The organism is Echinicola strongylocentroti (assembly GCF_003260975.1).
Classification (GTDB): domain Bacteria; phylum Bacteroidota; class Bacteroidia; order Cytophagales; family Cyclobacteriaceae; genus Echinicola; species Echinicola strongylocentroti.
This window is the reverse complement of record NZ_CP030041.1, coordinates 4,942,567-4,957,205: the sequence shown is the minus strand read 5'-3', so window position 1 is coordinate 4,957,205 and position 14,639 is coordinate 4,942,567. Positions and strand designations below refer to the sequence as shown.

Below are 14,639 nucleotides of genomic sequence, written 5' to 3'. Positions count from 1 at the left end.
ATTAGTCATAGTTCACCTCCTTCACCTTTGCCCTGTAATCTGTAATGATTGCTATTATTTCAGGCCTGGACCATTTCCACATCTGTTTGGCTTTAAGTTCCAGATCCTCCACCGCCTCTTCTCCGTACTTCCTTACTAGGCCCCTTCTGTATGCCTCCTGATTACCATGCAGATAGGTGTTACATTCTACACACTGCCCATGTACGTTCATTTCGTCAAATCTTACAGGAGCGTTGGATCCTGCCGGCATATAGTGGCCAGCTTGAAGGTACTTTTCATCCCTTACCTTTCCGCATGATATACATGTGAAAAATCCCTTTCTAGGGTTGTTGTTATCCCTCTTTCTGATATACCTGTTAAAGGCTTCTTGAGCTTTTTCCAACAGCCAGCTTAGCTTTTTATCTTGGTACTTTTGTCTATACAAACTTTCCATAAACTAAATTCAACTTTTGGTTGATAAATAGGGTAAAAAAATATTACCCTCTAATTATACATACCTTTTTCAATTGCTATTTTCTTTAAATTCCTGGTCATCTGATCCAGTTCCACCTCAGCAACCTTTGACTTTGCTAAGTACAACTTGCTTTTGGTCTCGAAATACTTACGCTGAAGCTCCCTTACTTCTTCTACCTTTTGTAGGTGATCTATCCAAATGTTATTGGCCATTATCCCTTTTTTTGGTTGCCTCCACGGCCTTATTCATTGCATATAGCTCTGCTATTTGGTCACTGAAGATTAGAACTTTTTCAATTGTAGGCTTATTGAAAAGGAAATGGGACCAGTCTCTAAATCCGTTCCTCTGGGCTACCCTGTCTTTTACTGTAATAAGTGTCATTTCAGCCATGTACTATTTTGGTTAAGGTTTCAGGATTAAGTCCGTATTTCTTTGAAACCAAGATTATTTTTCTTTTCATCTCTGGTTTTAGACTTAACTGCTTATACCATTTCAACCTGTTAGGAATAATCTCCTTTACCGCTTTTTCGGTAAGGACCGATCTTGTTTCTGATGTCATAATATTGAGGATATAGTTAAAATAATCTCCTTGATATAGGAAGTAGCTAACTTGATAATGATGGCAGTGGTTACGCTGCTTAAACCTCCTACAACACCCCATACGATAAGGAATTCATCACGTAGGGTCTTTGATTGGGATCTCATGCTTTCTGCCTGTTAAAATCAACCTTAAGGATAACACTGTCCTCTGGCTGGATTTCCTTTAAGCACTGGTCTTGCCAGTTCACTTGCATTCCTGCCTTCTGGGCAATCATGTCCAATTCGACAAGCCTTTCAGTGCCATAATTGATATGGTGGAAAGCCTGTTTCACCTCCACGCTAAGCTCATGTTTTATTCTGTCTATTGCGTCCATTTCAATTGAGTTTGTTATATTTCAAAACTTCACTTGGTCGGGCAACAAGTACCCCGTTGTCACTCATTTTCTTACCGTATTTTTTTGCCCTGATCTGGCGCTTAATCTTGTCCTCGCTCATGGCTGGTATACGTTCCGATAGCTGGCGGGCAGTTAGATAAATATCATTGTCTTCCCGTTCAATTTCGTTCCTGATCATCCCCGCAAGTTCTCTTGCGAGCAAAGGAAGCTGGTCGTATTCTATTACCAGTACGTTTCCTGTTTTCATAAACCTCTCTGTAAATGTTTCTCTTAAACTCGTTGGTCTTTTGAAGCCCCATTTTAGTCGCTCGGTTCCTGATAGTGCTTTCACTCCTACCAAGTACCTTAACCATCCATCCGATACCTTTTATTGGGTAGTATACTCTCATAATTACCTTATCGGTACCACTCCATTTCATAGGAATATTTCTTGTGGCAGGTTGCTTACAGAGCTAAGGGAGAAACTACCAGTTGAATTTCGCTTCGTGGGAATAACCCTACCACTAGGATCAAAATATCCTTTGCAGAAATAGAAATCCATTGGGTGGTCCTCAGGCGTGTATACCTTCAATTTGAAGTATCCAGCTATTTCGCCTATTACATCAGGAGAGAGTTTATTAAGCTGAACCCTCACATTGTCCTTTAGGCCAATGTAATCCAGTAAAGAAAGGATCTCCTGTGATTTGGGTCTAAGGCTTAATCTATTCATCTTCCTCCTCCCATTCAAAGTCAAACAACCTTCTGGCCCTACGGCTTCCTTTTCTCCTTAGTGTTTCCAGTTTAATTCCTGGAACGTACGAGGATATCACACTCACAAAACCAAGGGATAAGGCCATACTTACTGCCATGGCCATAAATCCAGACCGATATCTGTAATAAAATCTCATCCTTTACTTTTCCTTGGTTTGAACACAAAAAATAGGATTGAGAAACAGGCTGCTAGGAAATAGCCTAGATATGTTAAAGTTTCCATAACGATGTATTTTTGGTTGATTTTAGGTTATTTTAGTTGATGATAAGGACAAAAAAATATGTCTATTTTTTATCCCTCTTACTGATACCTTCTAATATCAGTTCCTTTGCGAAGTCTCTTGTCTCTTGATGAATCCTTTTTTCCTTGAATTTCAATTCATTAAGCTTGGCGTATTCATCAGGGGAAAGCCAAATTCTTACCTGCTGCGCAACTCTCTTTTCAGAATCTTGTTTTTCAACCATTTTTATATCAATTTTAAATTATTAAAACCTTTATGAGTGCTATGGCGTCTATAGCATGTATCAAACATACAGGTATTACAACTAAAAAACAACTAATATTCAACTTTTTTAAACCAAAAGTGTAAATAATGACTAAAACCTATGATAAATCACTTCCTGAGCAGATAAAAAACGCAAGGGAGAATAAAGGATGGAGCCAATCAGAATTGGCGAAATACCTAGGAGTGTCCACACAAAGTGTGTCAAAATGGGAGCTGGGTAAAAGCGAGCCAAAAGGGGAGAACTTTAAGCAACTCAAGGATCTGTTTGGTATAAAAAAATCATCAGGAATATTATCAGACCCTAATATATCTATATATAAGAACCTTCAAAATGAATTATCAGATATAAAGAAATACATACAGGACATTGTCCGGGATGCTGCACATAGCAATGAACATTACAGGGACCTTGTCCTTGAGAATGACCAGTTTTTAAGAATTGCCAAACAACTCAAAAAAGAAAGTGACAACCACTCCCTTCCAGATAGAATAATTGAGCTTATTGAAGACCTGAACAATATCAAGTAATATCACCCGAACAACCTACTAGCCTCGTTATTTACCTCATCATTTTCTACTCCTATATAGTTCAGTGTCGTTGCAAGTTCAGCGTGTCCTAGATACTCCCTAAGTTTATTAAGATCCCCGCCCCGTTCGTACCATTCCCTGGCAAATGTACGTCTGGCCATGTGTGTGCTTATGATATCGAAGATAGGGGACTGTTTTACTTCTAGTTTATCGTTACGGTGCCTCATGATCTGTACAAGCCTCCTGAGTTTGGCACGCTTGGCGATGATCTTTATTTGCTCGTTCTCGGTCTGGTTTCTATTACGGGACCAATTAAAGTCATTCCGCTTCCATAGGTTGTAAGCTTGTTTGGGAAGGAATATCAAGTGGTGTTTTCTTTGCTTCACGATATCAAACCTTAAGACCATCTTACCTCCATTTTTTTGGATCATGTATTGATTTAGGTTTTTCATATCCGAGAATCTAACACCAGTATAGCACCGGAAAAGGAATGCATCAGAATAAAAGTCCGGATCCTGCTGTTCTATCTTTTCAACCTCCTTCCAGGTTAGGTATACCGGTGGTAATTTCTCACCAGGGAAACGGAAATCATTGAAATGTGGATTTACGGTATATCCGTATTTCATTGCCTCCCTGCATAGTTGCTGCATTCGCTTGACCTTTCCGTTAATCGTGTTGTTAACATTCTGCTCTACATCCGCCAGATTCTCCACGTAATCAGAAAAGAAAGCCTCGTTAATATCAGTAAACCGTAACAATGGATAGATTTCTAAAGCATTATTTACGGTGGTTTTCCACCTGCGCTTAAAGTATCCGTCCTTCCCTTTAGATTTTTTTGTTATCCAATCTTCAAAAAACTCCTTGACACTATTGGTGCTGCTGACAGGTTTGGCTTCTTCCTGTTTTGCCTGTCGTGCAGCATCGATAAGAAATTTCATTTGCTTACTGGTAATAACGTCCGATTTATGGATATATAGACTTATCACTACCTTTTTAATGACCTTCGAAATTTCATCCAACTGGTCATTGACCTCCCAGCCAAATTCCTTTTTAGGGTTCATCCTTTGCTTAGACTTCTCCCAATTTTCGGACAGTACAATTATACCGGTGCTGTAAAGGAATTGCTTACCTTTATAGGAGAATCTGGCACGAAGACCACTTTGAATGTTACTTGCTTTATCGAGGTTAAAACCTACACTTACTGGTTTCATAGCGAATATTTAAGCGACTAAAAAAACGAATAGTTTTAAATACTTTGAAACCAAATTTAAACCAAACTAAAACAATTATCCAAAAAACAGTTTAAAAACCTTTAAAAGTATTCATAATATGAGCCCAGGTGGGCCCACTGAAAATCAGCCACTTACGATTAAAAATTGTAAGTGGCTTTTTTATTTGCAAAATATTTGCAAAAAACTGCACCTGATTTCGGATAGCTGAAAGTCAAGGATTTGATAAGTAAAACAATGTAGTAATCGATTGATAGTTAGGGCGGTATAATAATATAAGATTTCGCTACTTCTTTTTTAAAATCGCGGTTTTTATAGTTTCGGATAAGATTAAAAACACCTCTTCTATTCTGCTTGATTTCTATTTTGAATTTATCCAATTTTCTGTCTCTTCTCTGTCTCTGGTAAAATTCGGTTTCCCTAGTTTTTTGTAGTAAAGAATTGATCCTAATTAAATTTAATAGATCTCAAATTTTGTAGTAATTCTTAGGGGTAATTAGTACTCAAAGCCTTCTTGTATTTTTGAAAATGTTAAAAATTTCTATATTTGATTTGGCGATAGCCGCTTTTTGACAAATAACACTACTACTCAATATGCAACCACACACTCACCTAGCCATGGCCGCGGCGTTTCCAAAGTCTTTATTTGCCCAGACAACCCGTTGGGGGATAAATAAACCATTGATTTCGCAGCATCCCTTTACTGAAAACACCTTGTTTGGGGATATTTTGGAAAGTGGGGAAGGCTTAATTTTAAAAATTATCCGCTTGTATGTGGGTATAAAAATTAATGGAGTTACGTTTATACAAGCGTTGTAGGCAATTTCACCAATCTAAACCAAAATGGATAGATTTCCTAAAGATGAATTTCTAAGAGATTTCAAAATCAAAACCTTTGTCCAGCAAGCGCAGTTTGAGCAGTGGTTAAAGTCTCTTTTTTATCTTAATAATGAACTTACAAAAAATTGGGACTTCATATATCAAGAAATGTTTTACATAAAACTTTATGAAGTACTTACAGAAGGATTAGTCTTTGCCGTTAAAGTTTTGCAAAGTCTAGAAAAAGGATACAATGAAAATAAGCGAGAATGGTATAACTCACTTATAGACGGACTAAATGAAATTAAACATGAATTATCAAAAGAGGAAAAAGATTACATAGAATATAGAAGACACGGTGTTTGCCATATTTTTCAGAATGGTTACGAACATATTCAAGAAAATTTGAAAATAAAAAGAATTAGAAAAGACGAAGACCTACACAATATTAATGCTCGACTAAAACAAATAATCACAAATCATGGAAGTGACAAAAACGTTGACATTTTTCTTAATTCAAAACTTCAACCTAAGCTGATAAACCTGTATATTCGGTTAACCAAAATTTACGACAAAAAAATATAGTCAAGATGTCTAATAAAAAACTAGCTACAATAACTAAGCATTTGTGTGGCCGGAACGGCCGAACATGGATGCAGTGTTGAACGAACAAGTGCTGCGGATGAGGTGATTATGGGAAAGCCATTTTTCTCATTTGTATTTTGGAAGGGTTGAGGTCAAAAAGTCAGGTATTTTCGGCGGATATTTTGCTGTGGTCGGGATAGCCCGATCGATGGCAACATCACCCGATTATACATTCAGGATCAGCCCATTATTTGGTTTCCAGTGCTTTTATTAGAGATTTAAAATCGACGTCTTTTAGTATTTGTTCTTCTAGGATTAAGCAGGTCATTGACAGACCGATTAGAAATTTTCCTCTTATACTCAACTATCATATTTCGGATATTTGGAATGATTTCATTCATCAATTCGTCAAATCCCTCTTTATTATGAACTTTGATAAATTCTTCCCGAGAAAAATCTATCAAGTAGGCTTCATCTTTAATATGTAGAGGAAGTAAAAACCATAATCCCGATTTATCAAAATCAAAGAATACTGGTACCCTACAATTAAGCCATTCTTTTAGAAGTCGAGATTCTTCTGGAAAGTTTATCTTCCGGATATTAACGTTGCCAACTGGGGCTCTAGAACTTTCTTCCAAAATTCTCTGGAATTGTATTCTATCAGTTTTTCTTCTTAAGCCATCAATTACCCAAACTAATTTAGAATAAAAATGGGTTCTTGAATTCCGTTCTTCAGCTGTGATATATGAATGCTGAATTTCCAGTACCCAACCTTTTTCTGTTTTTACATCGGCGATGTGCTTTTCACCGTTTCGGTCAAACTGTATAATTTCTTGCCAATCTTCCGGAAAATGATTTTTCCATTGTCTATGCCATTCCGTTTCATTTTCCCACCAGATGTCACAATTACGTTTATGTGCCCAATGATTAATTTTTACTTCGCCACATTTGGCAAAGACTTCCGATTTACAACATGGACAAATACCCTTTAAACCTTTATTGGCCTCCATTTTCTTACCATCAACAATTGCGAACTTCATGTTTTATCGTTTTTGTAATTGATTTAATGGTAAATTAATGAATTACATTTGTTTAAATATAAAGATTGACACCAATTGACTTAAAAGTTAATGGGCTTCATGTTATCTAATTTTTAGCAACGCAAAGCTCATAGTATTTTTAAAATCAAAACCTTGGACCATATTGAGGGCATGCCACGGTGTGCAATTTCCAGCTTTATAGCGTATCTGATTACTTCTTTTTAAACCCACGATCCTTATAGTTTCGGATAGGATTAAAAACACCCCTTCTATTCTGCTTGATTTCTGTTTTGACGTTATCCAATTTTCTATCTCTTCCCTAATAAAATACAACTTACCACGGAAATCGCTATTAGCATTTAAGGATTTTAGCTCTATACTCATCATCCAATGCGGGGAGTAATCTTTTGGCGGATTTACTTTTTTTGAATGTCTTTAGGCTATCAAAGCCATATATAATGAGCGTGAAACTATAAAAAAGAGCGCCCAACCTTGATAAAGGAATTTGCTTAAGACATCCTCCTTTCATCTCTTTAAGAGCACTCTTTTTTAACCTACTTAAACCAAATCAACATTCTTTCTTTCATCTATAGGTTCCCTGAATCACTTCCTACCCTCGGTTTTTAACAAGAATTTTAATTTATTCATTACAGTGCTTATTGGAAGGCAAAACATAATTCCATCCAAACCTGCCAAGAACCATTGAAAGAACAAAACCTCCACTGTAAGTGATCACCTATTTTATTACATTTTTATTTTCCATATCTTGGACTAATTGCATTTCTTCGCTATGACATCCTGTAAACCCATACTTCCAGTAAGAAAGCCTACCTAACACCAACTTTCCAACTTCTTTCTTTTTGACCCAGCAATGGGAGGTATTTATTCATCCTATTAAAAAACACCTCATGTCAAAAAGAATATTCATTTTAGCCCTTCTTATAGTTGCCGTGCGTTTCGGATTTTGTCAAACGTTGGAAGTCTTGAACGTATCAACAGGCAACCCCATTGAGAATGCCTTGATAATATCTTCAGCAACTTTCAAGGAGGGTTTAACCAATACCTTTGGCAGGGCCCAATTGCCCTTTTCGTCCAAATCCCAATACATCATTGTCAGGGCTACCGGGTTCAGCCCGCAAAAACTGAGCATCGACCAACTTCGATCCATTAACTTTATTGTCCGGTTGGAACCATCGGATGTGGAATTGGTTGAAGTCGTGGTTTCAGGGTCAAAATGGACACAGTTAAGCGACAATATTCCATTTAAGGTGACTTCCCTGTCCCAGGAAGATATGCTTTTTCATCAACCCCAAACTGCTGCTGACCACTTGGCCACAACTGGAGAAGTCTTTATCCAAAAAAGCCAGTTGGGCGGAGGAAGTCCGATGATCCGGGGATTCTCTACCAACAGGCTATTATACTCAATTGACGGTGTGCGCATGAACAATGCAATTTTCAGGAGCGGCAATTTACAGAACGTCATTTCCTTGGATGCGTTCGCAATTGAAAGTACAGAAGTACTCTTCGGTCCCCGGTCAATCATCTATGGAAGTGATGCTATAGGTGGTGTCATGAACTTCACCACACTGACGCCCACCTATCACGATGATAAAAAAAACGCTTGGCATGTAAACTCCACCCTCAGGCATTCATCAGCTAACAATGAACGGACAGGACATATAGATATAACCTTTTCAGGCCAAAAATGGGCAACAGCAACCAGCTTGACTGTGTCTGATTATGATGATCTCAAACAAGGCAGTAAGGGGCCAGAAGATTATTTAAAACCTTTTTATGTGGCACGGATCAATGGAAAGGACAGCGTCGTTCAGCAGGATGATCCCTTAATGCAACTACCATCAGGGTACTCTCAAATAAATATCATGCAGAAAGTACGATATAGCCCTGGCAATAATTGGGATTTACAGTATGGTTTTCACTACTCCAACACCTCCCAGTATGGTAGATACGACCGCCATAACAGAATGCGAGATGGACTTCCCAGATATGGTGAATGGAACTATGGTCCCCAAAAATGGATCATGAACCATTTGGAAGCAAATCACATTAGCCCGAAAAAACTCTATGATAAGATAAGCATCCGACTTGCCCATCAACGGTTTGGGGAAAGTCGAATTAGCAGGTCATTGAACAATATTACACGTGAAATAAGGAGGGAGCGCGTAGACGCCTATTCACTTAACCTCGATTTTTCTAAATACCTCAATAACAACGGGGCACTTTATTATGGAGTGGAACATGTATATGACCATGTAAATTCCCAAGGGTTCGACCAGGATATAGAAACAGGTAGCTCGATTCTTGGGGCTTCACGTTATCCAAAATCGGACTGGCATTCCATTGCTGCCTTTGTCAGCACCGAACACCCTATAGGACAAGCCATTACCATGCAGGGCGGCATACGTTATAATCGTTACCTGCTTACCGCCGCATTTGATACTACCTTTTATAATTTCCCCTTCAAGTCTGCCACAATAGACCATGGAGCACTCACCGGTAACATAGGCCTGGTCTATGCTTCTGGTAAACACACCAGTTTCAGGACCAATTTAGCAACAGCTTTCCGGTCACCGAACGTGGATGATATGGGAAAGGTTTTCGACTCGGAACCTGGTGCAGTAGTGGTGCCAAACCCATCGCTTAGGTCCGAATATGCCTATAACCTCGAGATTGGAACAACCACCCAGATAGGCGAAGCCATAAAGTTCGATGCAGCGGTTTATTATACGCTTTTGGAAAACGCTATGGTCAGAAGGGATTACCAACTGGATGGGCAAGATAGTATCCTTTATGATGGCACAATGAGCAAGGTGCAGGCCATTCAAAACGCTGCCTTTGCCAAGGTATATGGTTTTCAACTTTCTATGGACGTGGAACTTCCCCTTCACTTAAACGTCTCCACTCGACTGAATCATCAACGGGGGACAGAAGAACTCGACGAAGGAAATGTCAGCCCATCCCGACATGCGCCTCCCTTCTTTGGAAGGTCGGCAATTAGTTACGGCCATAACAAAGTCAACATAGAATTGATGGCGATATACCAAGGACAACGGAACTTTGAGGACCTTGCCATTGGGGAGCAGACAAAAGATGAAATTTATGCCAAGGATGAAAATGGGAACAACTATAGCCCATCTTGGTATACGATAAACCTAAAAGGAACCTACGCCGTGAGCAAAAATCTACTCCTTACCATAGGCCTTGAAAACATAACCGATCAGCGTTACCGTCCTTATAGCGCAGGAATATCAGGACCGGGCCGAAATTTCCTTGTAGCTTTAAATTTCCATCTTTAACAAGTGGCCGATTATTACCGAAAAGGATGTTTCTTCCGTTTACGGACTATTTTTGGACAATACCATAATACCAGGCCTGTTATTACCATAACCACCAGTCCTGTCCCCAGGACATTCATGGCCAAAAGCTTAAAATTCTCACCAAAAAAAGATCCATCATGCAACTGTTCTATAAGGTCCGAATACCGCCTCTCTACCGATAGCACCCCTCCATTATAACCGTCGAGTTGAACCTCCCAATATCCTTGCTCAAAGAGTACCTTTGCGACCCCTTTACCCGGACGGATATCTATCCTATCTATCTTGTTTTGGATTTCAGGTTGGTGCTTTTTCAGGGCTCGACTTGCTATCATTTCCATTTCCTCAATAGCAAGCCAAGGTTCATTGGTTTCTTGCTTCACCAATTGTGTAGGTGGCTGTATCAGGTCGCTTTGTTTTTTCCAAGAGAGTAATATCCCTGTCAGTGAACTGATCAAAATGAACATGGATAAAAACACCCCTATCCACCTGTGGTATTTCCTGTAGTTTCTTAAGGTATTTACGATCTTTCCCGATTTTAACAGATACAGCATAACATTATTTCTATGTTCATCGATGGATTAAAAAAGGTTCCCACAACCGAAATTGGGGAACCTCAAAACATATAAAGGTTAAAATAAAAGGTTGAATTAACGGTTAATCCTTGGCCATACCTCCCAATTCAGCTTCATTGATATTCACTTCATCAAGATCAGAGGAGATTTTTTCCCACTCTCCACTCAATTCCTCGTATCGATCATAGGCATCTTTTCCTGGTCGCTGATCAGCGCGTTCCAACATAGATCTTAAGTATCCCAGTTGGGCAATCAACATCGGCTGCCTGTAAGTACCTTCTGCGGTCTCCAACTGGCTCTCTACCCAATCCAACTTTTCCAGTTCCTTTTCGGCTTTCCTGCTATTATCGTTTGAAAGTGTATTTTTTCGTTCTTTTAATTTTGCAGCTACCTTTTTCACCGCTGATTCGAGTTCAACAATCCGTTTCACCAAAGCCACTTGGGCTTCCATGTCCATTTGCGAAACATCTTCTAGCCTGGGGTCAGCCATCACTTCAAAAGATTGGCTAATGGTTTTCCCATTAACGGTCAACCGGGCCTGATACTTCCCTGGAGCGACCATTGGTCCTCTTTGGAAGGCCCTACTTGAATCTTCATCCCATGGCCCGGGGTACTTCAAATCCCATTGAAACCTGTGAAGGCCCGGTTCAGCACCTACTTCAGAACGAACATCCCTAAAGTAAAAGTTAGTGGACATATCGGATTCTTCCTTTTCGGTGCCCTCCTCTTTGCTGGTAAAACTCCTTACTACCTCACCTGATCCATCGACAATTTCTATCCCTACTTTTCCATTAATTCCTTCTGGAAGAAAATAGTCCAATGCTAGGCCAGCGTCCGGATAATGAGGGGTACTTTCTTCTCCATTGGCTCGGTAATGAAACCGATAGCTATCCTTGGGTTGGTAAAGAAAAGGGCCATCGGTATTTTTGGCTTCGGCAATTTGATGGACAGGGGAAATATTATCCATGATCCAAAATCCCCTTCCCATAGTGGAGAGAATTAAGTCTTTCCTAAACACCTTTATATCAGTTATTGGGGTGATCGGAAGGTTTTGTTGAAACGGCTGCCAGTCCTTACCATCATTTAGTGACAGGAACAATCCATATTCCGTACCTGCATACAGGACACCTTCTTGATCAGGATCTTCCCTAACGGTTCTTGTGGGGAAATCTTGGGGAATACCGTTCTCGCCATTGGTAATCAGGGCCCAGCTTTCACCATAGTCCTCTGTTTTGAATATATAGGGATGCCAATCCCCAAGTTGGTACCTTAAAATGGACGCATATGCCTTTCCGGGCTGATGAGGACTTGGGTCAATGCAGTCCACCCTTCCTCCTTCCGGAAGTCCTTCTGGCGTAACGTTTTTCCAGTCTTTCCCATCATTTCGTGTTACATGTATCGGTCCATCATTGGCTCCCACCCAAATCACACCTTTTTCTAGGGGCGATTCATTGATTTCATAAATCGTACTATAGTATTCTTCACCAGTAACATCCCTGGTTATTGGGCTTCCAGAAATAACCTGTTTGTCCGGTTCATTTGCAGTCAAATCCGGGCTGATCTGTTCCCATGTGATCCCGTTGTCCTTGGTACGGTGGACATACTGGGAAGTATGGTAAACAGTATTGGGATCATGGGGAGAGACATGTACCGGAGAGACCCGTTGGAAACGATAGGTAAGGTCATCCGGGCTATGTCCATAAATATTGGTAGCGCCAACATAGAACTGTTGCTCTTGACCGGTCCGTTTATCGTATACGCCAAACCTACCCTTGCAATTGGAAAACACAATATTTGGATCTCCTGGCTTGGGAACGGCTGGCCCTGTTTCACATCCACCTACACTCAACCAATACCCTTGTGGCCCGGCGGGTGCGCTGTAAGGGGGGACACTTGGTACAGCTATGGTGGTATTATCCTGTTGGCCTGCGTAAAGCCAATACGGGTATTGGTCATCCACTTCCACTTGATATAGCTCTGCAGTGGACTGATTGTGCTGGGAAGACCAGGTTTTGCCACCATTTGTGGTCACATTTACTCCTCCATCATTTGCCTGGATAAACAAAGAAGTGTCCTGTGGATGTATCCAGATGTCATGGTTGTCCCCATGGGGCGTTCTCATCATTTTCCAGTTCTTCCCTCCATCAGCTGATTTATAAAACCGGGTGGACATGGAAAACACTACGTCGGCATTCTTTGGATTGGATTCGATATTGGTGTAATAGAATGGGCGGTCGAGAAGACCATCCTTATTGCTGACAAACTCGAAACTCTCGCCCCGATCATTGGAGCGATATAGTCCCCCCTCTTCACCAGGTGCTTCCACTAGGGCATAAAGTCTGTTGGGGTCTGCCTTCGATACTGCCAGGTCAATTTTACCAATTAACCCAGTAGGTAATCCCGAGGTCTTTTTCTCCCAAGTTTTTCCACCGTCCGTTGATTTGTATACACCGCCAACACCGTCTGCTCCACTGATTACAGTCCACGGTTTTCGTTCGGCCCTCCATAATGCCGTATAGACAATATCAGAATTATCAGGTGCAAACTCCAGATCGACAGCCCCGACTGTATCGGAGTGGAATAGAACCTTGTCCCAATTTTTTCCCCCATCTACGGTTTTATAAACACCTCTGTCTTCGTTGGGCTGGAATGGTTGGCCAATAGCGGCCACAAAGGCAATTTCGGGATTATCTGGGTGCACTTCAACAGCCCCTATCAACCCTGCATTGGGCAAGCCAATATGCTCCCAACTTTTTCCACCATCATTACTTTTATAAACTCCTTTCCCAGCGATCACATTGGATCTCAGACCATCAGATCCTGTTCCCACATAGATAATTTTGGGATTTTTTTGGTAGATGGCAATAGCTCCTATAGAAGGTGAGGAAAAATATCCATCGCTAAGATTATGGTAAGTGACCCCATAATCATCAGTCTTCCATACCCCACCACCGGTACTACCCATATAAAAGGTACCCGGCTTTTCTTCCACTCCAGCGACAGTAGTCACTCTTCCTCCTCTTGTGGGACCGACATTTCTAAATTTCAGCGTACTAAAGTAGGCGGTATCTGTCTTTATGGCCTTTTCCTTCGTAATATCGGCCATGGCCGGCTTGGCTAAACTCCAAGAAAGAAGGAAAATCGCTAATATCATTGTTTTTTTCATAGCTTTATGGTTGTAGTGTATTTCAATGTTTTTTTGGCTAATAGGCACTTATTACTGTTCAGGAGCATTCTTAAACCTTGCCCCCACCCTACAGTCACACCGCTCTCCTCTTGCTTCGTCACAATCCTTATAATTATAAGTAACAATAGTAGTCCCATCGCTCATGGTCAGTGTAAACTTGAAGAGGAAATAATCATTTTCACCGATCTCCGACAGGTCCATACCTACCAGATCGGCAAGTTCTGAGGCCGTAAAGCTGTAGGATTTTGGAAATTCGGTCACCTGGTCAAAAAGCATATCTCCTTCTTCTATTATACTCGGCAGGGGAAATTGGCTTTCGGTAGGGTTCACCTCGGCATGTGAAAGGACAATCGGATAAGCTGGAACCGTGGATTCGGCTTTGTAAAACCCTAAATAAACTTGGATTTCCGTGACCTCTACCCTGCCTTCTTGATCATAGTAGTCCAAACTCCATTCAAATTGTTGATCGGACGCATAATTGGGCTGGGACATATCGAAAAACGACACCTTGGCGGTTTGGAAGGTAGGCAATGCCGAAGCCTCCGTGTCTAGGGTGACCCTAGGGGTTCCAGCCAATTTAAACTTTTCCCAGTCATAGTCCACAGAAGTACATGCCGATAAACATAACAGTAATGGCAACGCCTTTATATGTTTTAAATAGTTCATTTTCTTTAAATTAGTTGTACAAACATCAAT

The 14,639-nt window shown here is 40.5% G+C and carries 16 protein-coding genes; 3 read left to right on the top strand and 13 right to left on the bottom strand.

What is annotated here, in order from left to right; genetic code table 11:
• Nucleotide 1: 1 nt before the first annotated feature.
• The 8 genes from DN752_RS19505 to DN752_RS19470 form a co-directional block, all read right to left on the bottom strand.
• Nucleotides 2-433: a recombination protein NinG gene (locus tag DN752_RS19505; RefSeq protein ID WP_112785523.1), complete on the bottom strand. Its 432-nt coding sequence runs from the start codon at nucleotides 431-433 to the stop codon at nucleotides 2-4.
• Nucleotides 434-483: 50 nt separating this feature from the next.
• Nucleotides 484-666, bottom strand: a complete 183-nt coding sequence (locus DN752_RS19500) for a hypothetical protein (RefSeq protein WP_112785522.1) — start codon at nucleotides 664-666, stop codon at nucleotides 484-486.
• A complete protein-coding gene (locus DN752_RS19495) occupies nucleotides 656-844 on the bottom strand; it encodes a hypothetical protein (protein WP_112785521.1) in 189 nt (62 codons plus the stop codon). The genes DN752_RS19500 and DN752_RS19495 overlap by 11 nt, the downstream gene beginning before the upstream one ends.
• A 311-nt stretch (nucleotides 845-1,155) precedes the next feature.
• On the bottom strand, nucleotides 1,156-1,368 hold the full coding sequence (locus DN752_RS19490; protein ID WP_112785520.1) for a hypothetical protein: 213 nt from the start codon (nucleotides 1,366-1,368) through the stop codon (nucleotides 1,156-1,158).
• 1 nt (nucleotide 1,369) lies between these two features.
• Nucleotides 1,370-1,636: a hypothetical protein gene (locus tag DN752_RS19485; protein ID WP_112785519.1), complete on the bottom strand. Its 267-nt coding sequence runs from the start codon at nucleotides 1,634-1,636 to the stop codon at nucleotides 1,370-1,372.
• A gap of 168 nt (nucleotides 1,637-1,804) precedes the next feature.
• Nucleotides 1,805-2,098 (bottom strand): hypothetical protein, encoded by a 294-nt coding sequence (locus DN752_RS19480; protein WP_112785518.1) that lies wholly within the window; start codon nucleotides 2,096-2,098, stop codon nucleotides 1,805-1,807.
• Nucleotides 2,091-2,276: a hypothetical protein gene (locus tag DN752_RS19475; protein ID WP_112785517.1), complete on the bottom strand. Its 186-nt coding sequence runs from the start codon at nucleotides 2,274-2,276 to the stop codon at nucleotides 2,091-2,093. Before DN752_RS19475 ends, DN752_RS19480 begins: the two co-directional genes overlap by 8 nt.
• A 148-nt stretch (nucleotides 2,277-2,424) precedes the next feature.
• The gene (locus tag DN752_RS19470) at nucleotides 2,425-2,604 is read right to left on the bottom strand and encodes a hypothetical protein (RefSeq protein ID WP_112785516.1); all 180 of its coding nucleotides are present in this window, start codon (nucleotides 2,602-2,604) and stop codon (nucleotides 2,425-2,427) included.
• 128 nt (nucleotides 2,605-2,732) lie between these two features.
• On the opposite strand from DN752_RS19470, the gene DN752_RS19465 reads away from it, so the two are divergent.
• Nucleotides 2,733-3,173 (top strand): helix-turn-helix domain-containing protein, encoded by a 441-nt coding sequence (locus DN752_RS19465; protein ID WP_112785515.1) that lies wholly within the window; start codon nucleotides 2,733-2,735, stop codon nucleotides 3,171-3,173.
• 2 nt (nucleotides 3,174-3,175) lie between these two features.
• Here DN752_RS19465 and DN752_RS19460 read toward each other — a convergent pair whose 3' ends face one another.
• A complete protein-coding gene (locus DN752_RS19460) occupies nucleotides 3,176-4,384 on the bottom strand; it encodes a tyrosine-type recombinase/integrase (RefSeq protein WP_112785514.1) in 1,209 nt (402 codons plus the stop codon).
• An 861-nt stretch (nucleotides 4,385-5,245) separates the two neighbouring features.
• On the opposite strand from DN752_RS19460, the gene DN752_RS19450 reads away from it, so the two are divergent.
• A complete protein-coding gene (locus DN752_RS19450) occupies nucleotides 5,246-5,806 on the top strand; it encodes a hypothetical protein (protein WP_112785512.1) in 561 nt (186 codons plus the stop codon).
• A 278-nt stretch (nucleotides 5,807-6,084) separates the two neighbouring features.
• Here DN752_RS19450 and DN752_RS19445 read toward each other — a convergent pair whose 3' ends face one another.
• Nucleotides 6,085-6,846 (bottom strand): competence protein CoiA, encoded by a 762-nt coding sequence (locus tag DN752_RS19445; RefSeq protein WP_112785511.1) that lies wholly within the window; start codon nucleotides 6,844-6,846, stop codon nucleotides 6,085-6,087.
• Nucleotides 6,847-7,829: 983 nt separating this feature from the next.
• Here DN752_RS19445 and DN752_RS19435 point away from each other — a divergent pair.
• A complete protein-coding gene (locus DN752_RS19435; RefSeq protein ID WP_245949322.1) occupies nucleotides 7,830-10,163 on the top strand; it encodes a TonB-dependent receptor plug domain-containing protein in 2,334 nt (777 codons plus the stop codon).
• A gap of 14 nt (nucleotides 10,164-10,177) precedes the next feature.
• Here DN752_RS19435 and DN752_RS19430 read toward each other — a convergent pair whose 3' ends face one another.
• The 3 genes from DN752_RS19430 to DN752_RS19420 all read right to left on the bottom strand — a co-directional run bounded on the left by DN752_RS19430 (nucleotide 10,178) and on the right by DN752_RS19420 (nucleotide 14,609).
• Entirely contained in the window at nucleotides 10,178-10,735 is a 558-nt protein-coding gene (locus tag DN752_RS19430; RefSeq protein WP_112785508.1) for a PepSY-associated TM helix domain-containing protein, read from the bottom strand.
• A 103-nt stretch (nucleotides 10,736-10,838) separates the two neighbouring features.
• Nucleotides 10,839-13,922: a WD40/YVTN/BNR-like repeat-containing protein gene (locus tag DN752_RS19425; RefSeq protein WP_211324069.1), complete on the bottom strand. Its 3,084-nt coding sequence runs from the start codon at nucleotides 13,920-13,922 to the stop codon at nucleotides 10,839-10,841.
• A 51-nt stretch (nucleotides 13,923-13,973) separates the two neighbouring features.
• Nucleotides 13,974-14,609, bottom strand: a complete 636-nt coding sequence (locus DN752_RS19420) for a hypothetical protein (protein ID WP_112785506.1) — start codon at nucleotides 14,607-14,609, stop codon at nucleotides 13,974-13,976.
• Nucleotides 14,610-14,639: the final 30 nt, after the last annotated feature.